The sequence below is a fragment of the Isoptericola jiangsuensis genome, assembly GCF_048320105.1.
Classification (GTDB): domain Bacteria; phylum Actinomycetota; class Actinomycetes; order Actinomycetales; family Cellulomonadaceae; genus Isoptericola; species Isoptericola jiangsuensis_A.
In genome coordinates this window covers 2,827,558-2,851,163 of the sequence record NZ_CP182942.1, presented here as the reverse complement: position 1 = coordinate 2,851,163, position 23,606 = coordinate 2,827,558, and the positions used below count along the sequence as shown (strand labels likewise).

General features: G+C 74.0%; 22 protein-coding genes. 11 read left to right on the top strand and 11 right to left on the bottom strand.

Annotation, left to right across the window (positions count from 1 at the left end; translation table 11 throughout):
• Positions 1 to 9: 9 nt before the first annotated feature.
• The 5 genes from ACNHYB_RS13065 to ACNHYB_RS13045 form a co-directional block, all read right to left on the bottom strand.
• The gene (locus ACNHYB_RS13065; RefSeq protein WP_418275776.1) at positions 10 to 2,133 is read right to left on the bottom strand and encodes a glycosyl hydrolase; all 2,124 of its coding nucleotides are present in this window, start codon (positions 2,131 to 2,133) and stop codon (positions 10 to 12) included.
• Positions 2,130 to 2,861 (bottom strand): HlyD family efflux transporter periplasmic adaptor subunit, encoded by a 732-nt coding sequence (locus ACNHYB_RS13060; RefSeq protein WP_418275775.1) that lies wholly within the window; start codon positions 2,859 to 2,861, stop codon positions 2,130 to 2,132. Before ACNHYB_RS13060 ends, ACNHYB_RS13065 begins: the two co-directional genes overlap by 4 nt.
• A complete protein-coding gene (locus ACNHYB_RS13055; protein WP_418275774.1) occupies positions 2,858 to 4,639 on the bottom strand; it encodes a glycosyltransferase in 1,782 nt (593 codons plus the stop codon). Before ACNHYB_RS13055 ends, ACNHYB_RS13060 begins: the two co-directional genes overlap by 4 nt.
• A gap of 275 nt (positions 4,640 to 4,914) precedes the next feature.
• Complete coding sequence (locus ACNHYB_RS13050; RefSeq protein WP_418275773.1) at positions 4,915 to 5,838, bottom strand: LLM class F420-dependent oxidoreductase; 924 nt, start codon at positions 5,836 to 5,838, stop codon at positions 4,915 to 4,917.
• Between the two features lie 65 nt (positions 5,839 to 5,903).
• Positions 5,904 to 6,473, bottom strand: coding sequence for a disulfide bond formation protein DsbA (locus ACNHYB_RS13045; protein WP_418278051.1), 570 nt, complete (start codon positions 6,471 to 6,473; stop codon positions 5,904 to 5,906).
• 117 nt (positions 6,474 to 6,590) lie between these two features.
• On the opposite strand from ACNHYB_RS13045, the gene ACNHYB_RS13040 reads away from it, so the two are divergent.
• Positions 6,591 to 6,830, top strand: coding sequence for a hypothetical protein (locus tag ACNHYB_RS13040; RefSeq protein WP_418275772.1), 240 nt, complete (start codon positions 6,591 to 6,593; stop codon positions 6,828 to 6,830).
• A 52-nt stretch (positions 6,831 to 6,882) separates the two neighbouring features.
• On the opposite strand, the gene ACNHYB_RS13035 is transcribed toward ACNHYB_RS13040, so the two are convergent.
• Genes ACNHYB_RS13035 through ACNHYB_RS13025 form a run of 3 tightly spaced genes read right to left on the bottom strand, consistent with a single transcriptional unit; the run spans position 6,883 to position 10,122 of the window.
• Entirely contained in the window at positions 6,883 to 7,452 is a 570-nt protein-coding gene (locus ACNHYB_RS13035; protein ID WP_418275771.1) for an ECF transporter S component, read from the bottom strand.
• A gap of 37 nt (positions 7,453 to 7,489) precedes the next feature.
• A complete protein-coding gene (locus ACNHYB_RS13030) occupies positions 7,490 to 8,368 on the bottom strand; it encodes an energy-coupling factor transporter transmembrane component T (protein ID WP_418275770.1) in 879 nt (292 codons plus the stop codon).
• Positions 8,365 to 10,122: an ABC transporter ATP-binding protein gene (locus tag ACNHYB_RS13025; protein ID WP_418275769.1), complete on the bottom strand. Its 1,758-nt coding sequence runs from the start codon at positions 10,120 to 10,122 to the stop codon at positions 8,365 to 8,367. The genes ACNHYB_RS13030 and ACNHYB_RS13025 overlap by 4 nt, the downstream gene beginning before the upstream one ends.
• 223 nt (positions 10,123 to 10,345) lie before the next feature.
• Here ACNHYB_RS13025 and ACNHYB_RS13020 point away from each other — a divergent pair, with 223 nt between their 5' ends.
• From ACNHYB_RS13020 to ACNHYB_RS13010, 3 genes are read left to right on the top strand one after another with little or no spacing between them, the layout of a single operon-like run.
• Entirely contained in the window at positions 10,346 to 11,107 is a 762-nt protein-coding gene (locus ACNHYB_RS13020) for a TetR family transcriptional regulator (RefSeq protein ID WP_418275767.1), read from the top strand.
• 16 nt (positions 11,108 to 11,123) lie between these two features.
• The gene (gene pnuC / locus ACNHYB_RS13015) at positions 11,124 to 11,816 is read left to right on the top strand and encodes a nicotinamide riboside transporter PnuC (protein ID WP_418275766.1); all 693 of its coding nucleotides are present in this window, start codon (positions 11,124 to 11,126) and stop codon (positions 11,814 to 11,816) included.
• A gap of 42 nt (positions 11,817 to 11,858) precedes the next feature.
• Positions 11,859 to 12,551, top strand: a complete 693-nt coding sequence (locus ACNHYB_RS13010; protein ID WP_418275765.1) for a GOLPH3/VPS74 family protein — start codon at positions 11,859 to 11,861, stop codon at positions 12,549 to 12,551.
• A gap of 439 nt (positions 12,552 to 12,990) precedes the next feature.
• On the opposite strand, the gene ACNHYB_RS13005 is transcribed toward ACNHYB_RS13010, so the two are convergent.
• Positions 12,991 to 14,235, bottom strand: a complete 1,245-nt coding sequence (locus ACNHYB_RS13005; protein WP_418275763.1) for an acyl-CoA dehydrogenase family protein — start codon at positions 14,233 to 14,235, stop codon at positions 12,991 to 12,993.
• Positions 14,236 to 14,425: 190 nt separating this feature from the next.
• Here ACNHYB_RS13005 and ACNHYB_RS13000 point away from each other — a divergent pair, with 190 nt between their 5' ends.
• From ACNHYB_RS13000 to ACNHYB_RS12980, 5 genes are all read left to right on the top strand, one after another.
• On the top strand, positions 14,426 to 15,760 hold the full coding sequence (locus ACNHYB_RS13000) for a glycosyltransferase 87 family protein (RefSeq protein WP_418275762.1): 1,335 nt from the start codon (positions 14,426 to 14,428) through the stop codon (positions 15,758 to 15,760).
• Between the two features lie 112 nt (positions 15,761 to 15,872).
• Positions 15,873 to 16,994 (top strand): glycosyltransferase family 4 protein, encoded by a 1,122-nt coding sequence (locus ACNHYB_RS12995; RefSeq protein WP_418275761.1) that lies wholly within the window; start codon positions 15,873 to 15,875, stop codon positions 16,992 to 16,994.
• 1 nt (position 16,995) lies between these two features.
• On the top strand, positions 16,996 to 18,273 hold the full coding sequence (locus ACNHYB_RS12990; RefSeq protein ID WP_418275760.1) for a glycosyltransferase: 1,278 nt from the start codon (positions 16,996 to 16,998) through the stop codon (positions 18,271 to 18,273).
• Positions 18,270 to 19,139 (top strand): SGNH/GDSL hydrolase family protein, encoded by an 870-nt coding sequence (locus ACNHYB_RS12985; protein WP_418275759.1) that lies wholly within the window; start codon positions 18,270 to 18,272, stop codon positions 19,137 to 19,139. Before ACNHYB_RS12990 ends, ACNHYB_RS12985 begins: the two co-directional genes overlap by 4 nt.
• A gap of 100 nt (positions 19,140 to 19,239) precedes the next feature.
• Complete coding sequence (locus ACNHYB_RS12980) at positions 19,240 to 20,979, top strand: choice-of-anchor I family protein (protein WP_418275758.1); 1,740 nt, start codon at positions 19,240 to 19,242, stop codon at positions 20,977 to 20,979.
• Between the two features lie 33 nt (positions 20,980 to 21,012).
• Here ACNHYB_RS12980 and ACNHYB_RS12975 read toward each other — a convergent pair whose 3' ends face one another.
• Complete coding sequence (locus ACNHYB_RS12975) at positions 21,013 to 21,768, bottom strand: class I SAM-dependent methyltransferase (protein WP_418275757.1); 756 nt, start codon at positions 21,766 to 21,768, stop codon at positions 21,013 to 21,015.
• A 110-nt stretch (positions 21,769 to 21,878) separates the two neighbouring features.
• Here ACNHYB_RS12975 and ACNHYB_RS12970 point away from each other — a divergent pair, with 110 nt between their 5' ends.
• Both ACNHYB_RS12970 and ACNHYB_RS12965 read left to right on the top strand, forming a co-directional pair.
• Positions 21,879 to 22,658, top strand: a complete 780-nt coding sequence (locus ACNHYB_RS12970) for an SDR family oxidoreductase (protein WP_418275755.1) — start codon at positions 21,879 to 21,881, stop codon at positions 22,656 to 22,658.
• A 49-nt stretch (positions 22,659 to 22,707) separates the two neighbouring features.
• On the top strand, positions 22,708 to 23,178 hold the full coding sequence (locus ACNHYB_RS12965) for a DUF3060 domain-containing protein (protein WP_418275754.1): 471 nt from the start codon (positions 22,708 to 22,710) through the stop codon (positions 23,176 to 23,178).
• 12 nt (positions 23,179 to 23,190) lie between these two features.
• On the opposite strand, the gene ACNHYB_RS12960 is transcribed toward ACNHYB_RS12965, so the two are convergent.
• Positions 23,191 to 23,535, bottom strand: a complete 345-nt coding sequence (locus ACNHYB_RS12960; RefSeq protein WP_418275753.1) for a hypothetical protein — start codon at positions 23,533 to 23,535, stop codon at positions 23,191 to 23,193.
• Positions 23,536 to 23,606 lie beyond the last annotated feature (71 nt).

Sequence of the window (23,606 nt, the reverse complement as noted above, 5' to 3'; positions counted from 1 at the left end):
TCCCGGGCACTACCCCGCCCGGGTCATCAGCCAGGCCAGCATCCAGGCGCGGGTCGACCCGTCGTCGATGCGCTCGGCGGGCAGGTCCCGGGCGACGTCGAGCGCCGACGCCGCGTCCTCGGCGCCCAGCAGCCCCGCGTACATGAGGAGCTGGTCGCCGAACATCACGTCCCACGTCGCGCCGTCCTGCCACAGGTCGTCGGTGCCGAGCGCCTCGACGAGGTTGACGCGCACGCGCTCGGGGTCGTCTCCCAGGTAGGTGGAGATCCCGGTGACGGGCAGCACGAGGATCCCCAGCGCGGCGCTCTGCTCCGCGGAGAACCACGTGGCCCGCTCGCGCTTGCCGTCCCACACCAGCGACGTGACCGAGGCGTCCAGCCCTTCGGTGACCGGGTCCGCGGTGTCGAAGTCGGTCCAGTAGGCCCGCGCGGAGGACGCCTCGAGGGCGAGCATCCAGAGCGCCTGGTCGGCCAGCGGGTCGTTGCCGCTCGCGTCGGCCCACAGCGCCAGCCCGTGCCAGGCGGACACCGCCTCCGACGACGACTCCTGGTTGTTGCCGTCCGCGAACGGCGAGGTCCCCGAGGCCCACGAGTGCCCCATCACGACGTCCATGACCCGCAGGGCGGGCAGGGGGGCACCACCGTCGACGGGCACGTCCGCGGCGGCGGCGACGTCGGCCGCGAGCAGGTCGAGCACCGGGGCGACCTGGGCGGCGAGGTCCGGGTCGTCGGCGGCGAGCACGCCTGCCGCGTACAGGAAGTACCCGTAGTGGAAGTGGTGGTCGTTGCCCTCGTCGGACCCGAAGGAGGCCGCCTGCCCGACGACGGTGCGCAGCTGCGGGTCGAAGGTGAAGCAGCGTTCGGCCCGCTCGGCACAGCCCTCGGGCTCCGCCCAGGTCAGCAGGTCGGCCGTCACGCTGTCGTGCAGGTCCGCGGCGACGGCGTCGAGGCCCAGGTCGCGGGCCAGCATCCACAGGTTCGTGTCCCGCGCGAGCGCCTTGCCGCCGAAGTAGGTGTCGGCGGGCCGGACCTCGGCCAGCACCTCGGCGGCGTCGGCGCGGACCTGGTCGGCCAGCTCGTCGCGCTCGTCCTCGCCCAGCCCGGAGACGTCCAGGTCGGGTGCGGGGGCCTGCCCGGGCGAGCGCCAGCCGAGCGTGGAGGCGAGGCACACGTCCACCGTGCCCAGCACCGTCGCGTACGAGCCCAGGCCGCAGGTCGCGGAGTCGGCGGCGTCACGCTGGTGCGGCCAGCGCACGACGACGGCGTCCCCGCCGCCCGCGGTGGCGTACGTGACCGAGGTGGTCACCGAGTCGTCGCCGGTCTCGTGCGCGACCTCCGACGAGGTCACGGTGTCCCGCGCGGCGTCGACGAGGTCGCCGAGCGCCGTGGCGTCGTCGGGGGCGGGCAGCCAGGAGACCGTGTCGCCGTCGGCGAGCGCCAGGGTGGTGCCGTCCTGGGAGAGCGCGGTGGTGACGTCGAGCCCGTCGGCGCCGACCAGGACGTGGTCGCGGCCGTCGATCGTCGTGACGGCGACGTCGTCGGGCAGGTCGCCCGTGGCGGCGGTGAAGGCGGGCCCGAGGGTCAGGTCGCGGTCCCCGGTGGCGGTGAGGCTCAGCACGGGCGACCCGCGGGTCAGCCGCAGGTGGCCCAGCACGGTGTCGTCCCCGGCGACGAGGTCGACGGCCACGGTGGCGGCGTCGTAGCCGACCACGACGCCGGTGACCGGTTCGCCGAGGTCGGCCTGCACCTGGGGGGTGTGCGCCCCGGCGATCAGGGAGCCGTCGGTGCGGACCTGCGGCAGCCCGTAGGTGAACCCCGAGGCGGTGAGCCCCACGGAGATCGGCAGGGGGAAGACGGGCTGCGGCACGTCGCCGAACACCAGTCCGGAGAACCACCGGTTGGTGGGCGGCGACAGGCCGGGTGCGAGGCGCATCGGCACGTCCGGTCCGTCGGCCTCGGGCAGCACGGTGGGGTCGACGTCCGGGGCGGACGCGTCCGCCATCGCGACGCCGGTGGCCGTCTCGGCGGCGGCGGTGGTGGGTGCGGGGCTCGCCGAGCAGCCGGCCACGAGGGCGACGGCGCAGAGCGCGCCGGCGGCACCGAGCGCGCGGGACTCGCCGGGACGGCGGGTCACAGGCCGATCCTCTGCAGGAACCGCTGGAAGGCCAGGTCCGGTCCGGCGAGGGGGCCGTCGTCGCGCAGCGCGACGCTCGCCTGCACCGGGGTGCCGGGCATGACGAGCCCTTCACCGGCCTGCTGGACGAGCGAGGCGCTGGTGACCTTGATCGTCGCCTCGGCCTCGTTCCTGGTGCTCTGCACGGCGATGGAGGCGACCTCGCCGGGCAGCTCGGACTGGTCGGGCAGCACGATGCGGACGTAGGAGCCCTTCGCGATGCGGGCGAAGTCCGCCGGGTCGAGCAACAGCTTGGCGTCGACGTACGTGGTGCCCTCGCGCTGCATGGTCGCCAGCACCTCGCCGGACTGCACGAACCCGCCGGGCGTCGCGTCGAGCTCGGCCACGACGCCGTCGGACGGCGCGGTGATCGTCATCTCGCCGTCGTCGGTGACCTCGTAGGTGGCGGCCTCGCGCGAGACCATCCCGATGGACAGGTCGTGGGCGAGCACGAGGCTGCGGATGGTGAACACGGGGTCGCCCTCGGCGACCACGTCGCCCTCCTCGACGAACGACTCCACGACGGTGCCGGCGTAGTCGGTGCCGACGGAGATCTCCTCGGACACGATGGTGGCCTGCGCGGACGTGGCCTGGCTGAGGCGGCGGTTGAGCACGAGCGTCAGGGTGGCGCACAGCGCCAGGATCACCACGACGCCGACGGCGAGCTTGATGCGGGTGGACCAGGTCATGCGGCACCTCCGGAGGTGACAGGGGTACGACGACGGTCGGCACGGCGGGTGGTGCTGCGGGTGGTGCGGCCGGTGGCGCGGCGTGTGGCGCGGCGCGCGTCCCGGCGGACCTCACGCTGCTCGGCGACGGCGACGAGGTGCTCGCGCACCGCCGTCACCATGAAGCCGCCGAGGATGACGGTGTTCGTGACGTTCCACGCCACGGCGAGGCCGGGCAGGCCCGGGTCGCCCCAGTGCTTCCACACCCCCACCACGGAGGTGACCAGCAGGAAGACGAAGCACAGCACCTGCGGCACGATCACCTCGAACGGTGACGTCGCACCCCCGACGCGGCCCGTGACGGTCCACGCCTGCTGCTTGCCCGTCAGCGCGTTCCACAGGGCCTTGACGTAGATGGGCCAGGACACGGCGGCGAGCAGCAGCACCTCCCACCGGAACGATCCGAGCGTGAAGAACGCCAGGGCGATCTGCAGTCCGTAGAAGCCCAGGTAGTACAGCGCCCACGTGCCCACGGACACGTCCAGGCGCATCGGGGTCAGGTCCAGGTAGATCTGCAGCGGCGGCACGAGCAGGAGCAGCAGCGGCGCGATCCCCGACAGGTAGTGCGTCGAGGTGACGAAGTACTGCAGGCGCTGGTCCATCGTGAGGTTGCGTCGCGGGGACAGCGGGTTGTGCTGCAGCAGGATCTCGAAGCCGCCCGTCGCCCAGCGCAGCTGCTGCTTGGCGTAGGCGACGATCGTCTCGGGGGTGTCCCCGACCGCCAGCGTCTGCGGGACGTAGATGCTGCGCCAGCCCCGTTCGTGGAGGTGCAGCGACGTCCACACGTCCTCGGACTTGGAGTCGGTGTACATGCCCCCGATGTCGTCGATCGCCGCCCGGCGGAACACGACGTTGGTGCCGACGCAGAACGCCGCGTTGAATCGGTTGCGGCCCGGCTGCACGAACCGGTAGAACACGGCCTGCATGTACCCCGCGCCGCGGGAGATGAGCGAGTCCATGTTGCCGTACGTCTGCGGCGACTGGACGAACGCGACGTCGTCGCGCACGAAGAACGGGACGGTCTCGGTCAGGAGCTCCGGACGCGGCACGAAGTCCGCGTCGAGGATGACGAAGTAGTCCCCCTTGGCGATGCTGAGCGCGTGGTTGACGTTCCCGGCCTTCTGCCCGCCGCTCGACAGCCGGCGGATGTACCGGGCGCCGAGCGTGGCCGCCAGGTCCCGCACGTCGTCGCTGCGGCCGTCGTCGAGCACCCAGGTGCGGTGGTCGCCGTGCACGGCCACGGCGGCCCGCACGGTCGTGGCGATCGTGTCGAGGTCCTCGCCGCACGTGGTGATGAAGATGTCGACCGTGGCGGGCCGGTCCTGGAGGAACAGCCGCCAGCGCGTCGGGTCGTCGGTGGCGCCGTCGCGCAGGATCTCCGGCGGGTCGAAGAGGCGTTCGCGGGCCTGGTGGTAGGCGAAGTCGCGCGGGTTGTAGCCCGAGGAGAGCACGGTCCACATGGCCAGCAGGGCCAGGCCGAGCAGCACGGACTCGGCGGTGACGACGAGCACGTACGGCAGCAGGTCACCGCGGTTGTCGGGGTTGAGCAGGAAGACGGCGTAGGCGACCGCACCGAGGGTGGCCAGCAGCATGAGGAGCATCAGGGACGGCGAGTGCGCGGCGGCGTTCGCGTCGCGCCGCCGTGCGGCGGCCTGCGGGTCGCCCTGGATGGTGGTCGGCTCCGAGGGTGGACCGACGGGGAACGGAAGCTCCCGGCCGCGGGTGTCGAGGGTGGTCATCGTGAGGTCCCTTTCGCGAGCTGCGACGTGCGTTCCAGGTACTGCACTGCACATCGGGGACGTCGCCCCCAGGACGCAGAAAGTGGGTCCCCCGCGTTGGGGAACCCACTTCCTCGTCTGAGAGCAACGTAAGCACACCTGTGGCGCCTGTCACTCCTCTAAGCGCTTGCTGCCGAAACCTCCACCAGCCGGCAATCACGGAGTGCACCGCCCGCAACCCGGCGTTCACACGCGGGCAGCGGTTCGACCCCTCCCGGGCCGCCCGCGGGTGCACCTCAGAGCTGCGGGGCGATCTCCCGGGCGACCAGGTCCAGGTGGTCCAGGTCCTGCAGGTCCAGGACCTGCAGGTACACCCGCTGGACGCCGACGTCGCGCAGCGCCCCGAGCCGGTCCACGGCCTCCGCGACCGTGCCGGCCACACCGTGCTCGCGCAGCTCGGCAGGCTCCCGGCCGATCGCCGCCGCACGTCGCTCGAACTCCGCGGGGTCGGCGCCCACGGCCAGCACCAGCGCGACCGACTGCGTCAACGAGTCCGCCGTGCGGCCGGCGTCGGACAACGCCTCCTCGATGACCGTGATGCGCGGGCCGACAGCGTCGACCTCCGGGAACGCCTGGTTGTACTCCGTGGCGAAGCGGGCCGCGAGCGCCGGGGTGCGGCGCGGGCCGCCGCCGCCCACGATGATCGGCACCTGCGCCTGGGCGGGCTTGGGCAGCGCGGGGCTGTCGGTCAGCGTGTAGTGCTCGCCCGCGAAGTCGAACGTCTCGCCCACCGGGGTGCCCCACAGGCCGGTGAGGATCTCCAGCTGCTCGGTCAGCATGCCGAACCGCTTGTCCGGGAAGGGGATGCCGTAGGCGGCGTGCTCGGCGGCGAACCAGCCGGTGCCGAGACCGAGCTCGACGCGCCCGCCGGACATCTCGTCGACCTGGGCGACCTGGATCGCCAGGACGCCCGGGTGCCGGAACGTCGCCGAGGACACGAGCGTGCCGAGCCGGATCGTGGACGTGTCGCGCGCCAGTCCGGCGAGGGTCGTCCAGGCGTCGGTGGGGCCGGGCAGGCCGTCGCCGCCCATGGCGAGGTAGTGGTCGCTGCGGAAGAACGCGCTGAACCCGAGGGTCTCGGCGGCCTTCGCCACGGCGAGCTGGGTGTCGTACGAGGCGCCCTGCTGGGGCTCGGTGAAGACACGAAGGTCGAGGGTCATGGTGCTCCTGGCTGGTTCTGTCCGGGCGGGCCCGGTGAGGGGCGAGGCGTGGGTGCGGGTGCGCCTCAGTCGTGGACCGGCGACTCGGTCCGCGTGCGCTTGAGCTCGAAGAAGTGCGGGTTGCCCGCGAGCGTCACGGCGGCGTCGAACAGGCGGACCGCCTCCTCGCCGCGCGGCACGCGCGTGAGGACCGGGCCGAAGAACGCGACGCCGTCCACGTGGAACGTGGGGGTGCCGACCTCGTCGCCCACGGGGTCCATCCCGGCGTGGTGGCTCGTCTTCAGCGCGTCGTCATAGGCGTCCGACGTCGCGGCGTCGGCGAGCTCGGCGGGCAGGTCGGCCTCGGCGAGCGACTCGGCGACGACGACGTCGACGTCCTTGTTCTTCTGGTCGTGCCAGCGGGTGCCCCACGCGGTGTAGTACCGGCTGAGCGCCTGCGGGCCGTGGTCGGTCTGCACGGCGGCGGCGACGCGGCCCGGCCCCCGGCCGGCCAGCACGCGCTCGCGGTAGTCGGCGGGGATGTCCTTGTCGATGTTGAGCAGGTAGAGGCTCATCAGCTTGAAGGTGAGCTCGACGTCGCGGTGCTCCGCGACCTCGAGGGCCCAGCGCGAGGTCACCCACGCGAAGGGGCACATGGGGTCGACGTAGATGTCGACGACGGGTCGTGCGGAGGTGGCGGTGGTGTCGGTGGAAGTCACCCTCGCACGGTACTCCGCCGTCGCGCCCGGTCGCGGACGCGGTAGCCTCGCGGGGTGCTGAGGAACGCGGTGGCGGCGGTGCGGTCGGTGCGCTGGGCGAGCGTGGCGACCGTCGTCGGCGCCGGGCTCCTGGCTCTGGTCGCCCTGGTCGCAGCCCTGCGGGGCCGGCCCTGGGCCTGGCTGCCGTTCGTCCTGTGCGCCGGGGTCGCCGTCCGTGAGGTGCGCTACCTGCAACGCGCGCTGCGCCGTCCGGCCGGGTTCGACGAGCCGGACCGGCGCAGCACGCCGCGGTAGGCCCCGGCCGCCGTCCCGGCCGGCCGGCCCGTGCTACCTCAGGAGGGCTACCTCAGGAGGCCACCGGTGCCGAGGCGGCGACGGGACGAGGGGTGAGGCCCCGGGCGACGCCCGCCTTCGCGAGCCGCCGCGCGAGCAGCAGACCGATGGCGGTGCACACCACGAAGCTGCCCAGCATGAGGGCGACGAACACCACGAGCACGACCGGCGACATGGCCGCCATGTTGAACGCCGCCCAGCCGGAGGCGATGTACAACGCCCCGAACACGAGCGCGTCGAGGTAGAACAGCCACGACTTCCACACCCGGTAGCGGGTCACCAGGAAGGCGATCTCGACGGCGGCGCCCGCCATCAGGCAGGTGACGATCGACCAGGCGCCCACCGGGGACGCGGAGGACACCACGCCGGCCACGAACGACGTGAGCACCGCCGCGCCCGGACGGCGGATCAGCGCCAGCGCGAGCACCGGCCCGATGATCCACAGCCCGACCATGGGCGCGTACGCCATGGGGGCGGCGGCGGCCAGCGGCGCGCTGGCGAAGTTCGCCGGGATGAGCAGCACGCCCAGGGCGGCGCCGATGGCGGCGCACGTCATGAGGTAGCGGGTGGTCACGGACTGCATGAGGACTCCAGTGTTCAGACGAGGACGGCGGCCAGGTTCAGACGAGGACGGCGGCCAGGACGGCGCACAGCGCACCGCCGGCCCAGATCGAGACGAGCAGGACGACGTCGCGGACGCCGAAGGGGACGAGGACACGTTCGGTGCGCCGCGGGTGGGCGCCGAAACCGCGCGCCTCCATCGCCAGCGAGACGCGCTCCGCGTGCCGGATCCCACCGGCGAGGAGCGGGACGACGGTGGCGAGCCAGCGCCGCACGGCGGCCAGCGGTCCCCGCCCGGACGCCACGCCGCGCACCCGGTGCGCGCCCTGGATCACCTCCAGCTCGTGGCCGAACCGCGGCACGAACCGCAGCGCCGCCAGCGCCGCGTACCCGACGCGGTACGGCAGCCGGGCCTGCTGGGTGAGGGACCGCACGAGGTCCGCGCCCGACGTCGTCAGCCCGCCGAGCAGGACGAGCAGCAGCAGCGCGGCGGTGCGCAGCGCCGTGGCGAGGCCGACGGCGAGCGCCCCGGACCACACCTGGAACGGGCCCACCACGGCGAGCAGGCGGGTGTCGTCGACGGTCGCGGGGTCGGTGAGCAGCCCGAAGGAGAACGTCATGACCAGGCACAGCGCGGGCAGGCCGAGCAGCAGGCCGGCCAGCACGCGCCCACGGGGGCGGCCCATCACGAGGATCGTGACCAGCACGGCCGCGGCGACGAGCGCCGGGGTCAGCACGTCCCGGGTGGTGACGACGAACACCATCACCGGCAACGGTCCGAGGATCTTCACCAGCGGGTTGTAGGAGCGCAGGTCGGTCAGGCTCCCCCGCGGCACGGCCGCCGAGCGCGGGCCCGGCGCGCTCGCGGGCGCTGTCGGCACGCCGGTCGGCACCTTCGTCAGCACGCTGGTCGGCGCGTCGCTCGGCACGGCGGTCATGCCTCGGCCCCGACGAGCTGCACGTCCGGAAGGTCCGCGAGCCGGGTGACGCCCCGCCAGCCGGGGTCGCGCAGGGACCGCATCGCCCGCGCCAGGGGCGGCACCCGCAGCCCGGCGGCCAGCACGGCGTCGTCCCCGAGGACGACGTCGGGCCGTCCGTCGGCGACCACGCGACCCCCGGCGAGCGCCACGACTCGGGTCGCGTGCTCGGCCACGAGCTGCATGTCGTGGGACACGACGACGACGGTGGTGCCGTCGTCGTGCAGCCCCGTGAGCAGGTCGAGGAGCTCGACGGCCCGCTCACGGTCCTGGCCGTAGGTGGGTTCGTCGAGGACGAGGACGTCGGGGCGGCTGACGATCGCGGTGCCGACGCTCAGGCGGCGCTTCTGCCCGCCGGACAGCCAGAACGGGTGCCGGTCGCGCAGGTGGGCGAGCCCGAAGCGGCGCAGCACGTCGTCGACGCGGGCGGCGACCTCGTCCTCGGGCAGGCCTCGGCGGCGCAGGCCGAGCGCGAGCTCGTCGTCGACGCGGGACGTCACGAGCTGGTGCTCGGGGTTCTGGAACACGAAGCCGACCGCGTCGGTCAGGTCGCGCACGGGTGCCCGGCGCGGGTCGAGGCCGGCGACGCGCACCGTGCCGGCGACGTCGCGCCGTCGGGGCCGCAGCACCCCGGCGAGGACCTGCGCGAGCGTCGTCTTGCCCGCCCCGTTGGCCCCGACGAGCGCGAGCAGGTCGCCGCGCTCGACGTCGAGGTCGACGTCGTCCAGCACCGTGCGTCCGCCGCGGCGAACGCTGAGGCCGCGCACGCTGACGACCGGCCCGGCCGGACCGTCGCCCGGACGGGCGGCGACCCGGGGGCGTGCGGACGGCGGGGGGAGACCGGGCAGCGCGTCGAGCGCGGCCGTCAGCTCCTCGGGGTGCAGCGGCAACGGGTCGGCGACGACGCCCGCGGCACGCAGGCGCAGCGCGGCCAGCGTCGCCGTGGGCAGCCACACGCCGAGGTCGGCGAGCTGCTGCGCCTGCCCGGTCAGGACCTCCCGGACGGGACCGTCCGCCACGAGGTGCCCCTCGCCGTCGAGCACCACCACCCGGTCGGCGACGCACACCGCGGCGTCGAGGTCGTGCTCGACGAGCAGCACGCCACGGTCGGCCGCCGCGAGGCCCTGCAGGACGGCGTAGACCTCCTCCACGCCGGCCGGGTCGAGGTTGGCGGTAGGCTCGTCGAGCACGAGCAGGCGCGCGCCCGCCGCGAGCGCGCACGCCAGGGCGAGGCGCTGGCGCCCTCCCCCGGACAGCACGGCCGGGTCGTCGGCGCGCCGCTCCCACAGCCCGACGGTGCGCAGCGCCTGCTCCGCGCGCTCCAGGATCTCGTCGGCCGGGACGCAGAGGTTCTCCGGGGCGAAGCACACCTCGTCGAGCACGGAACCGGTGACGACCTGCGCGTCCGGGTCCTGGAACACCATCGCGACGTCCCCCGCGAGCTCGGGGGTGCGCCGGGCGGCGACGTCGTGCCCGGCGGTGGTGACGGTGCCCTCGACGTCGGCGGCGACGACGTGCGGCACCAGGCCGTTCGTCGCCAGCGCGAGCGTGGACTTGCCGCAGCCGGACGGGCCGAGCAGCAGGACCACCTCGCCCGGGCGCACCTCCAGGTCGACCCCGCAGGGCGCGGGGGCGCCGAGCCGGTACGCGCCGTCGTCGTCCGGCAGGTGGTGCCGGACGCGCAGGCCGCGCAGCTCGAGCAGGGACGTGGTCACGGACACAGGATAGGCAAACCTCACGCGGATGGGGAGGGGCTTCCGCGCAGCGAGACCGGTTCGAGACCGACGCCCACGACCCGCGCCGTTGATCACACCGGCATCGGCGGCCTACGCCCCATCGACCGCGTGAACAACGTCCCGGGTCAGTACATCTAGGCCGCAGGCGTCCCGGCCGGCGGACCGCGCGCGACGCAGTCTCACCCCGGAGTAGCCTCCTGCCATGACCGCCGTCCGGACGCACACCCACGCCCAGGCCGTCGACGCCGCCATCGACCTGTTCTCCCGCCAGGGTTACGAGCAGACCACGGTCGAGGAGATCGCCGACGCCGCCCGGGTCAGCCGCGCGACGTTCTTCCGTCGGTACCGCTCCAAGGAGGACGTCGTCTTCGCCGACCACGAGCTCCTCCTCGAGGAGGTCGTGGTCATGCTGGCCGCCACCCGGCCGGAGGCGCGCGCCAGCGAGGAGATCAACCGCAGCCGCGAGTCCGCCTGGGACCCCGCCGTCGACCCCTACCTGGAGGTCTGCCGTGCGGCCCGGCTCGTGTTCGACCACCACGTCGGCCAGCGTGAGACGTCCCTCGCCCGCCACGCCCTGCTGCAGCAGGTCCCCGCGCTGCGCGACCGCGAGCTCGTGACGACGCACCGCTACGAGCGCGCCTTCACCGCCTACCTGCGCGACACCCTGCCGCCCGACCGTTCGATGACGACCATGTCCATCGCGTTCGCGGCCTCCGTCGTCGCCGTCCACAACGCCGTGCTGCGCCGCTGGCTGCGCAACCCCCACCTCGACCTGCGCCCCGACCTGGAGGAGGCGTTCGCCGACCTGCGCCGCGCGGCCGCCGCGCCGTCCTCCACGACACCCGGGTCGTCGACGACGCCCGACGAGTCCGCCGTCGCCGGACGTCGCGTCGTCGTCGCCGTCCTGGAGCACGGCGCCGGACCCGACGACGTCGCGCGCGCCGTGCGCGACGTGCTCGCCTGACCTCCCGGGAGCCGAGATGATCGACTGGCTGTTCAGCGCGACCTTCACCGTCGGCGACGAGCAGATCCTGTGGCGCGAGGTCATCGGCAACGGGTTCGGCCTCGCGTCCGCGCTCGGCGGCATGCGGCGCAAGGTGTGGGCCTGGCCGGTGGGGATCGTCGGCAACGTGCTGCTGTTCACCGTGTTCATGGGGTCGCAGTTCGGAGACGCCGACCGCGCGAACATGCTCGGCCAGGCGGGCCGCCAGGTCATGTTCATCGCCGTGTCGGTCTACGGCTGGATGCGCTGGCGCGAGACCCGCAAGCAGGCCCTGGAGGTCCGCGCGGACGGCAGGGTGCCGTCGTCGGGCGGCGAGGGCGTGCACCCGCAGTGGGCCACCTGGGGCCAACGCGTCCTGCTGGTCGTCGCGCTGGTCGGCGGCACCCTCGCCCTGACCCCCCTGTTCCGCGTGCTCGGATCGTACGAGCCGGTCTGGGCGGACGCGTGGATCTTCATGGGTTCCCTGCTCGCGACGTACGGGATGGCGCGCGGCTGGGTGGAGTTCTGGTTGATCTGGGTCGCGGTGGACGTCGTGGGCGTGCCCCTGCTGTGGGACGCCGGCTACTTCGCGACATCGCTCATGTACATCTTCTACGGCGCGTTCACGCTCGTCGGGTTCTTCGTGTGGTGGCGGGTCAACCGGCGCGAGCAGGCCGGCCTGACCGCCTGACGGGGGATGTGCCCGGCGTCCGCAGATGGGCATGATGGAGCCATGCTCATCGCGGAGGACCTGCTGCTGCTCGCCTACGACGACACGACCGGCAAGCCGGACGCCTGGCTCACCCACCTGGAGCACCGGGTCGCCGGCGCGCTCCTGCTCGAGCTCGCCCTGGCCGGGCGGGTCGACGTCGCCGGACCGGGCACGACGACGTCCGCAGGTTCAGCGGCCAAGCCCGGCACCGTCGTCGTCCTCGACCCGTCGCCCACCGGGCACCCGGTGCTCGACGGTGCGCTCGACGTCGTCGGGCGGCAGCCGCGCAAGCCCGAGAACCTCGTGGCACCGTTGGCGAAGGGCGTGACCGAGGCTCTGCTCTCCGGGCTCGCCGACCGGCGGATCCTGCGCCGCCAGGAAGGGCGCTTCCTGGGGATCTTCCCCACCACCTCGTGGCCCGCCACGGACTCGTCGCACGAGACCGCGCTGCGGGCGGAGTGCGCGGACGTGCTGCTCGGGCACCGGGCGCCGAGCCCGACGACGGCAGCACTGCTCTCCCTCACCCACGGCACGTCCCTGGTGAAGACGCTGGTCCCCGCAGAGCACCGCAAGCAGGCCGAGGCCCGCGTCAAGGAGCTGAGCGAAGGGTCCTGGGCGAACACCGCCGTGACCAGGTCCGTCGAGGCGGTCAACGCCGCCGTGATGGTCGCCGTGATGTTGCCGCTGACGACCGCCACCATCATCTCGAGCTGACCCGCGCCGCGCGGCACGAGAGAAGCCGGGCGCCGTCCCGGGGATACAGGACGACGCCCGGCCGAGGGGTGCGCCGGGCAGCAGGGCTGGTGACCCGCGCCCCGGCGCACGTGTTGCCGGCGTCGACCCACGCCGGGAACAGTCGGGAAAACTTGTGGCGGCCGCCTCAGGCGAACGCTGTGGAGAACCGCGTTCGCCGTCGGCTCCGCTCCAGGCGAGTGCCTTGCTCCGCTGCGGCCCTCACCCTGCGCTGCACCTCAGGCGAACACCGTGGAGAACCGCGTTCGCCGTCGGCTCCGCTCCAGGCGAGTGCCTTGCTCCGCTGCGGCCCTCACCCTGCGCTGCACCTCAGGCGAACACCGTGGAGAACCGCGTTCGCCGTCGGCTCCGCTCCAGGCGAGTGCCTTGCTCCGCTGCGGCCCTCACCCTGCGCTGCACCTCAGGCGAACGCGGAGACACCGGTGATGTCGCGGCCCACGATGAGCGCGTTCATCGACTCGGTGCCCTCGTACGTGTGCAGCGCCTCGACGTCGGCGAAGTGCCGCGCGACCCGGTTGGCGAGCAGGATGCCGTTGCCGCCCAGCATGTCGCGGGCGACCGAGGCGATCTCCCGCGCCCCCCGCGTGCACGTGTACTTGGCGAGCGAGGCCTGCTCGCCGGTGAGCTGCCCGGCGTCGGCGAGCTCGGTGAGGCGCCCCACGAGCAGCTGCATCTGCGTGAGCGTCGACAGCATGCGCGTGAGCCGTTCCTGGACCATCTGCTTGGCGGCGAGCGGCTTGCCGAACTGGATGCGCTGACGGGAGTACGCGACGGCGGCCTCGTAGCAGGCCACGGCGTGCCCGACGGCGGACCAGGCGACGGAGAGCCGGGTCGCGAAGAGCACCTGGGACGTCGCCTTGAACGACGTCGCGCCGGGCAGCGCGGCGTCGGCGGGGACGAACACGTCGTCGAGCACGATGTGCGCCTGCCAGATGGCGCGCAGCGCGAGCTTGCCCTCGATGGTGGTGCCCGTGTAGCCGGGGGTGTCCTGCGGGACGATGAACCCGTGGACCTGGTTGTCCCCGTCCTCGCCCACGAGCCGGGCCCACACGACGGTGATGTCGCCGCAGGAGCCGAACCCGATCCACTTCTTCTCGCCGTCGATGACGTAGCCCTCGACGCCGTCGCGGGTCTCGCGGCGGGCGGTGGTCTCCAGCGAGACGGAGTCCGAGCCGTGGGTGGGCTCGGTGAGCGCGAACGCGCCGAGGATCTCCCCGCGCGCCATGGGCTCGGCGTACCGCTCGATCTGCTCGGGCGAGCCGTGCATGACGATCGAGCGCAGGGCGAGCCCGCCCTGGACGCCGCAGATCGTCGCGACGGAGCCGTCGCCGCGGGACATCTCCATGCTGGCCAGCCCCTCGGCCATGAAGCTCACCGGCTCGTGGCCGGGGACGTCGACGCCGTCGCGCAGGAGGTCGAGCTCGCCCAGCTTCTTGACCAGGTCGAACGGGACCTCGGCACGCTCCCAGTAGCCGTCGATGACGGGCAGCACCTCGTCCTGGACGAAGGCCCGCACGGCGAGCTGGTGGGCGCGCACCTCGGGGGCGACGTCGGCGAAGGCGGCCGCGTAGTCGACGTCGGAGGGGGTGGCGACGTCGTAGTCGGGGGCGGTGACGCCGAGCAGGGCGGGGGCGGGGCGGTTCATGAGGTTCTCTCTCTGCAGCGCGTGGACGACGGCGCCGCTGCCCGAGGCTGGTGGGCAGCGGCGCCGGTCTTCTCTCATCATGCTCCCGCGACTCCGTATCAGTCAAGCGATACGGGGTATCACCCTGCCGAAGCCGTCCGCGCCCGCGCCCGGACGGACGTCCTCCCGCCGGACGCCCCGGTCTGCCACCATGTTCCCCGTGCCCGACGACGCGGACCCCCGCCCCACCCACCCGCCGGACCCCGCTCCCCCGGTGGCCACCGAGGCCGACCGCGGCGGCCGGCTCCTGGCGAGCCCCTGGCTGCTGACCCTCGCGTTCGTCGTCGTCCACGCCCGCCTCGTCCACGAAGCCATCACCTGGCAGAACACGATCTTCGGCGACGTCACCCTCTACGAGTGGTGGGCCCGCCACGGACAGAGCGTCGGCGAGTGGCCCGTCCTCGACTACGAGTGGGTGTACCCCGCGGGCGCCCTCGTGCCGGTGGTGCTGCCCGCGGTCTTCACCGACAGCGTCGTCGGCTACCAGATCCTGTGGACCGCGATGATCGTCGCGCTCGACGCCGTCGCCACGATCGTCCTCGTCCGGGCCACCCCGCGCGGCGCGCTCGGCGCGTGGTGGTGGCTCGTGTTCCTGCTCGCGCTCGGCCCCATCTTCCTCGGGCGGCTCGACGGCGTGGTCGCACCCCTGATCCTCGTCGCCCTCGTCCTCGCCCTGCGCCACCCGCGGGTCGCCACCGCCATCGCCACGGCCGGCGCCTGGATCAAGATCGCCCCGGGCGCCGTCGTCGTCGCGATCGCCGCGACCCGCCGCGACCTGCGCGACCTGCTGCGCGCCGTCGTCGTGCCCGGTGCGATCGTGTCCGTCGTCGTGGTCGGCCTCGCCCTCGCCGGCGGCGCCGGCACCCGCGCGCTCAGCGTGTTCGGCCAGCAGAGCGCCCGCACCCTGCAGGCCGAGTCCGTGGCCGGCACCTGGTTCTCGATGTCGCGGTGGTGGGACCCGAGCGTCACCATCGAGTACAACGACGAGATCTTCACCTACGAGTTCACCGGCGACTCCGCCCGTGCCGTCGCGGACGCCCTCGACTGGCTGCTCGTCCTGGCCGTGCTGGCGATCGCCGCCGTCACCTGGTGGTCCGCGCGCCGCCGACCGACCCAGCGCTACGAGCTCACGCTGCTGTCCGCCGCCGCGCTGCTGGTGGCGCTCATCGTGTTCAACAAGGTGGGCTCGCCGCAGTTCATCGCCTGGATCGGGCCCCCGGTGGCGGTCGCGCTCGCCGCCGTGCCCGCCGGGCGTCCCCTGCGCTGGTGGTGGCCGCCCGCCCTCGGCATGGTGCTCGTCGCGTACGGCACCTACCTGGTCTACCCGGTGGCGTACGGGCCGTTCCTCAACGGCGAGTCCTGGATGATCGTCGTCGAGGCGCTGCGCAACCTCGCCCTGGTGGCGCTGATGATCGGTGCCGTCGCCCGGATCGTGCGGGTCGGGCTCCTCGCCCCCGAGCGGCCGGTCGCCGAACCCGCGCCGTAGCGCCCGGTCCGCGCGCTTCGGGGCGAACGTTCGCCGTCTGTTCGGCCACTCGACCCCGACACGTCGCCGCACGCACCCCCGCCGGTCACTCCCCGGCACCACAGTGCAAGACGTGAGGGTAGCGATCGTCGCCGAGTCCTTCCTCCCGCAGGTGAACGGGGTCACCAACTCCGTGCTGCGGGTCCTCGACCATCTCCGCGGTACCGGGCACGAGGCACTCGTCCTGGCACCCGACTGCGACGACGGCGACGTCCCGCCGTTCGTCCACGGCGCCCCCGTGGTGGAAGTGCCGGCCGTCGGGCTGCCGGGCTACCCCGACGTGCGGGTCGTCGTCGGCCAGCGGGCGCGGATCGAGCGCACCCTCGCCGCGTTCGGGCCCGACGTCGTCCACCTCGCCTCGCCGTTCATGCTCGGCTACCGCGGCCTGCAGGCCGCCGAGGCGCTCGGGGTGCCGACCGTCGCGGTCTACCAGACCGAGGTCCCCGGCTACGCCGCCCGGTACGGGATGCGCCACCTCGAACCGTTGCTGTGGCGCCGCGTGCGCAACCTGCACCTGCGCGCCAGCGTGAACCTCGCCCCCTCGACCCCGACCATGGACCACCTGCGCGCCCGCGGCATCCCCCGGCTGCACCGCTGGGGTCGCGGCGTCGACACCGTGCAGTTCCACCCCGGCGCCCGCGACGAGGACTGGCGGCACGAGGTCGGGAACGGCCGCCCCCGGCTGGTCGGCTACGTGGGCCGCCTGGCCGCGGAGAAGCAGGTCGAGGACCTGCGCGCCCTGGCCGACCTGCCCGACGTCCGCCTCGTCGTCGTCGGCGACGGCCCCGAGCGTGCGCTGCTGCAGGAGCTGCTGCCCGGTGCGCACTTCACCGGGCTCCTGCGCGGCGCCGAGCTGGCGCGCGCGATGGCGAGCCTCGACGTGTTCGTCCACCCGGGCGAGCTGGAGACCTTCGGGCAGACCCTGCAGGAGGCCCTCGCCTCCGGGGTGCCCGTCGTCGCACCGGCCGCGGGCGGGCCCGTCGACGTCGTCGCGCACTCCCACACCGGCTGGCTCTACCCGCCCGGCGACCTCGCGGCCATGCGGTCCCACGTCGCCGACCTGCTGGGCGACGACCGCAAGCGCCGTGCGTTCGGGCAGGCGGCCCGCGAGCGCGCACTGGGTCGCACCTGGGCGAAGGTGTGCCACGAGCTCCTGGAGCACTACGAGGCGGTCCGACTGCCCGCGGGGGTCTGAGATGCGCATCGTGCACGTCGCCAACGCGTACGCGCCGCGGTCGGGCGGCATCCGCACCGCGATGCACGCCCTGGCCCACGAGTACCTGAGGAGCGGCCACGAGCCGGTCCTGGTGGTGCCCGGCCCGACGGCGCACGTGCACCACGCCGCCGGCGTGCGGGTGGTCCAGGTCCCGGCGCCCCGGGTGCCGGGCGCGCCCGGGTACCGGATGGTGGTGCGGCCGGCGGTGGTGCGCTCGGTGCTGGAGGCGCTGGCGCCGGACCGGCTCGAGGTGTCCGACCGTGCCTCCCTGACGGGGCTGGGTCTGTGGGCGCGTGACGCCGGCGTGCCGTCTCTGGTGATGCTGCACGAACGGCTCGACGGCGTCCTGGCGGCGTTCTGGCCCGGGGCGGGCAGCGGAGCCCGCCCGGCGGGCGCGGTCCGGGCGCTCACCCCGGTCGTGGCGGACGCCTGGAACGCCCGCACGCTCGGCCGGTTCGACCGGCTGGTGGCGACGACGGAGTTCGCGGCGGGCGAGGTGGAGCGCCTCGCGGCACGACGGCGTCCGGCAGGCCCGGGCGGGCAGGACGGCGCGCACGGCCTGCCGCCGCTGCACCGGGTGCCGCTCGGCGTCGACCTCGACCGCTTCACCCCGGACCGCTTCGAGGCGCCGCTGCGGCGGTGCCTCGCCCCGCGCGGGGAGACGGTGGTGCTGGTGGTCAGCCGGCTCTCGCGGGAGAAGCGGGTCGACCTGGCCGTCGACGCCGTGGGTCGCCTGGTGGCCGACGGCGTGGGGGTGCGTCTGGTCGTCGCGGGCAGCGGGCCGCAGCTGACGGCACTGCGCCGGCGAGCGCAGCGCCTGGGGATCGACCACCGGTTCTGCGGGTTCGTGCCGCAGCGCGACCGGGTGGCGGCACTGCTGGCGAGCGCCGACGTCGTCGTCGCCCCGGGGCCGATCGAGACGTTCGGGCTGGCCGCGCTGGAGGCGCTGGCGTCGGGGACGCCGGTGGTGTGCAGCGCCACGAGCGCGCTGCCGGAGGTCGTGGGCGCGGCAGGCGCGTGGGCGTCCCCCGAACCGGGACCGTTGGCGCTGGCCGTGCGCGAGGTGCTGGACAGGCCCGTGGCGGCACGGCGGGCGGCGGCGCGGGCACGGGCCGAGCTGTTCGGGTGGGCCGCGACGGGCGAGGCGATGCTCGCCCTGCACCACGCGACGAGCGCGGGACCGTCGGCCCGGACGGGCCCACCCCCGCGGGCGGACATGCGACCCGTGGCGCGGGTCGGCGACGGCGGTGCACGATGAGCGGCCCGACGATGGTCGCGCTCGGCGACTCCATCACCTCGGGGGTGGGGGACGCCGTCGGACCGGTCGCCCCGCACGGGCCCGGATGGGCCGCGCACCTGGCGACCCTCGTCGGGGCGGCGGCGTTCACCAACCTGGCCCGGGACGGGTCGCGAGCCCGGACGGTCGTCGAGGAGCAGCTCGACGACGCCCTCGCCCTGCGCGCGGACGTCGTCACGCTCGTCGTGGGCGGCAACGACGCGCTCCGCAGCGACTTCTGCCCCGCCGAGGTGGCGCGCCACCTGTCGCGCGCCGTCGGGGAGCTGCACGCCCGCGGTGCCGTCGTCGTCCTGGCGACGCTGCCGCCGATCGGTCTGTTCGAGCTCTTCCCGGGGCGGGTGCGGCGCGTCATGCGGGCAAGGATCGCCGCGGTGAACGCCGCGGTGCGGATGTGCGCGGCAGCGTGCGCGGCGGTGGACCGCACGGCCCTGTTCGACGTCGCGGGGTCGCTGCAGGGCATCGGTGCGGCGGCGTGGCACGTCGACCGGGTCCATCCGTCGGCGCTGGGGCACCGCTACCTCGCGGCCGGGGCGTACCACCGCCTGGCGGGCGGGGACCTGCACGGGCACGTCCACCGGCTGCCCGCGCCGCCGCCCGCGCCGTCGGTGGCCGCCCGGACCGGCTGGCTGGCGGTCGCCGGCGTGCCGTGGCTGATGAACCGGGGACGCGACTTCCTGCCGGGGCTGGTGCGCGCCGTCGTCGACGACCTGCGCCGCACCGCCCCCGCGCCGGCCCTGCTGCCCCCGGCCGACCTGCTGTCCACGGCCGACCTGTTGTCCACGTCGCCGCAGCGGGACGCCGCCGAGGCGTTCATCGCCGGGACATGACCGGTTCACCGGACGGGGGCCGGCCCGCTACCCGCCGTCCCTAGCGTGCGAGCGACGGGCGTCGCGGCCTGCGCGCGCCCCGGGACCACGGAGGACCTCCTTGTCACGCACCAGCCGAGCCGCGCTAGCGCTCACCGCCGCCGCAGCCCTGTCGCTGCCCCTCGCCCTGCCGGCCTCCGCGGCCGGGCTCGAGCCGGTCGAGCACCTGGCCGACGGCGCCGCCCTCACCCTGGACCCGCTGGGCACCTACTCCACGGGCGTGTTCGACGAGTCCGCGCAGGAGATCGTCGCCTACCACGCGCTGACCCGGCGCATGTTCACCGTCGACGCGCACGCGGCCCAGGTGCGCGCCCTGGACGTGCGGAACCCGACGAAGCCCACCGAGCTCTTCACGGTCCAGACCACGGGCGTGCAGGCCGCCGACGGCTCGACGGTCCCGGACGGCGCCGTCGCGAACTCCGTGGTGGTGCGCCCCGACGGGCTCGGCGTCGTCGCCGTGGAGTCCGACGTCAAGACCGATCGCGGCTGGCTGGTGTTCTTCGACGCGGCGGGCCGCGGTGCCGCGCTCGGTGCGGTGCGCGTCGGCGCCCTGCCGGACATGGTGACCGTCTCCCCCGACGGCCGCACCGCCGTCGTCGCGAACGAGGGCGAGCCCGCGGACGACTACAGCGTCGACCCCGAGGGGTCCGTCGCCGTCGTCGACCTGCCGTGGCTCAAGCGCAAGGCCGGCAGCATCCGGCAGAAGGACGTGAGCATCGCGGACTTCCACGCCTTCGAGGGCGACGCGCTGCCCGACGGCGTGCGCGTCTTCGGGCCGGACGTCGCGGACGCGTCGGGCTCGCTGGCCCACCGTGTCTCGCGCAACCTGGAGCCCGAGTACGTGACCGTCTCGAAGGACTCGCGCACCGCGTACGTGACGCTGCAGGAGGCGAACGCGATCGCCGTCGTCGACCTCCGGCGCGCGCGGGTGGAGGACGTCTGGTCGTTGGGGTCGAAGGACCACTCGGTCGCCGGGCAGGGCATCGACCCGAGCGACCGGGACGGCGCCGCGAACGTCCGCACCGTGCCCGTCAAGGGCCTGTACATGCCGGACACGATCGCGTCGTACTCCGTGCGCGGCACCGAGTACCTCGTCACCGCGAACGAGGGCGACGCCCGCGAGTGGGGCGACTACGTGGAGCCCGCCCGGGTGAAGGACCTCGGTGAGGACGGCCTCGCGCCCGTGTGCGAGGACTCCCCCGCCGCGACGCTGCTCGACGACGCCGGCCTCGGCCGCCTCAACGTCACCACCGCCTCCGGGCTGCGCGCCGACGGCTCCTGCTACGCCGAGCTGTACGCGATGGGCGGCCGCTCGTTCTCCATCTGGACCACGGACGGCGACCTCGTGTTCGACTCCGGGGAGACGCTGGAGCAGGTGACCGTCGAGGCGCTGGGCGAGGCGTTCAACACCAACCACTCGGAGACGAGCTTCGAGGGCCGCAGCGACGACAAGGGCCCCGAGCCGGAGGCGCTGACCATCGGCGAGGTGTCCGGGCGCACGTACGCGTTCGTCGGGCTGGAGCGCGCCGGCGGCGTCGTGACGTTCGACATCTCGCGCCCGCGTGAGACGTCGTTCGTGTCGTACGTGTCCAACCGCGACTACTCCGTGTCCGTCGAGGACGCGCTCGACGACGGTGCCGACGTCGGCGAGACGCTGGCCGCCGCGGGCGACCTCGGGCCCGAGGGCATCACGTTCGTGCCCTGGTACGCCTCCCCGACGTGGCGGCCGATGCTCGCCGTCGCCAACGAGGTGTCCGGCACCACGACGCTGTACGACGTCGAACGGCCGGGTCGCCGCTGACATCCGTGCGGAGAGCACCTCGGCCCTGGCAGGTCACGGACGCCTGGCCTCGACCAGGTGCCGCGTCGAGTGCGCGACGAACGGGCCCTCGGCGGCGATGAGGTCGTGCAGGTCTCGCAGCCGGTCCCGGTACGCCTCCACCGTGAAGCCCGGCACCCACCAGATCACCTTGCGCAGCAGGTAGACGACGGCGGCGACGTCGTGGATCTCGATGCGCAGGCGGGCGGTACGCAGGTCGACGATCTCCAGGCCCGCCACCCGGGCGGCGGCGGTCTCGTCGTCGGGGTGGCGGCCGCGGTGTGCCGCCGGCTGGGGGCCGAGGAAGAACTCGATGAGCTCGAACACGCTGCCCGGGCCGACGTGCTGGGCCAGGTAGGTGCCACCCGGGCGCAGGACGCGGGCGACCTCCTCCCACCAGATCGTCGCCGGGTGGCGGCTCGTCACCAGGTCGAAGGCGCCGTCCGCGAACGGTAGCGGCGGCTCGTCCGGGTCGGCGACCACGACGACGCCCCGCGGGTGCAGGCGTTGCGTCGCACGGGCGACGTGGGGCGGCCACGACTCGGTGGCCACCGCCGTCGGCGGGAACGTCGTCGCCTCGGCGAGGACCTCCCCACCCCCGGTCTGGAGGTCGAGCGACGCCTCCGCAGTGGCGAGGCGCTGCGCCATCAGGCGGGCGTAGCCCCACGGGGGCCGTTCCTCCGTCGCGCGGCCGTCCAGCCAGGAGAAGTCCCAGCCGGACACGTCCGCGGACGCGCCGGCGTCGAGGAGGGCGTCGAAGGTGTCGCTCACACGACCACTCTCCCAGGGCTGTCCAGGCGCGGACAGCTCATTGCCGATGCGCGACCGGGACGCGGTGGCTAGCGTCGAGGGCGACAGCAGGGACGACGAAGGGAGACATCGTGACGCTGCACGGCAAGGTCGCGCTGGTCACCGGCACGGGTTCGGGGATCGGACGGGCGACGGCGGTACGCCTCGCGCAGGACGGCGCCACGATCGTCGCGCTGGGGCACCGGCAGGAGAGCGCGGAGGACGTCGCCGCGGAGATCCGGCGCGACGGCGGCACGGTGCTGCCCGTGGCCGCGGACGTCGGGGACGCGGACGCGATGCGCGCGGTGGCGGCCCGCGTGGAGGACGAGCTGGGCCGGCTCGACGTCGTCGTCGCGAACGCCGGGGTCAACGGCGTCTGGGCGCCGCTGGAGGAGCTGGAGCCTGAAGAGTGGTCGAGCACCATCACCACCAACCTCACGGGGACGTTCCTGACCGTGCGGTACGCGCTGCCGCTGCTGCTGCGCCAGGGGGGTGCCGTCGTCGTCGTGGCGTCCATCAACGGCACGCGCACGTTCAGCAACTCCGGGGCGTCCGCGTACGCGACGAGCAAGGCGGGTCAGGTCGCGTTCGCGCGCATGGCCGCCGTGGAGCTCGGGCCGCGCGGGGTGCGGGTCAACGCCGTCTGCCCGGGCGCGATCGAGACCGAGATCGACGACAACACCGAGCAGCGCAACACCGACGGGCTGGGGGTGCGGGCCGACTTCCCCGACGGGCAGATTCCCCTCACGGGACGCGAGCCGGGGGCCGCGTCGCAGGTCGCCGACACCATCGCCTACCTCGTCTCGGACGCTGCGAGCCACGTGACCGGCACCGAGGTGTTCGTGGACGGCGGCCAGTCGCTCATCGCCTGAGCCGCCCGGCCGACGCGACGGACCGGGGCCGGCGCCCTACCCTCGGGTGATGCTTGCCATGCGACGCCCCCTGCTGACCGTGCTCGCCGTGGCGACGGCGGCCCTCGCCCTCACGTCCTGCTCCGACGACGACGGCGTCGCGTGCGTCGACGGCGTGGTCGAGCTCGGGACGGGCCTCGACCTCGAGCTCGGCGACGACTGCGCCCTCGTCCGCATCAGCGGGACCGACACCACCGTGGACGTCACGGGTGTCGACGTCGAGCAGGTCGAGATCAACGGCGACCGCAACCACGTCGTGGCCGACGCCGTGCCGGAGGCCGTGCGGATCTCCGGTCAGGAGAACACGATCGAGGGCGTGCAGCTCGGGACCGTGGAGATCCACGGCGACCGCAACGTCGTGTCGGTGGAGGACGACGTCACGGCGGTCGCCGTGCACGGCAACGACAACGAGGTCGGGGCGGAGACCGTCGGCGACGTGACCGACGGCGGCGACCGCAACACCTTCGCCGAGAGCTCCTGACCCGTTCAGCCTCTAGGAGACCAGGGCGGACTCGACGAGCATGGCGACCTGGAGCAGGACCATGGCCGTCAGGGCGACCTGGACAGGATCCCGTCGACGTCGCAGGAACCGCACGGCCTCGACGGCCACGGCCCCCACGGCGAGCGCCATCGTGGCTGCGCTCACCCAGACGGGCACGGTGGCGACCCCGTCGAGGCGCGGACCGAGGTTCTCCAGCCAGTGGCCGGCGAACAGCCACGCGACACCGACCTGGACCAGACCGAGGAAGATCAGCATGATCCCGCGGAACGCGCCAGGCGCCGGCGTGCCGGGCTTGTCGGCGGTCGCAGCGCTCGACTCACCGGGGTGCGCGTCCATGCGGCCTCCTTCGGTGCGGGTGCGCTCACCGTAGCGTCCGACGCCGGGGCATGTTCTGCGATGAGGCGGGC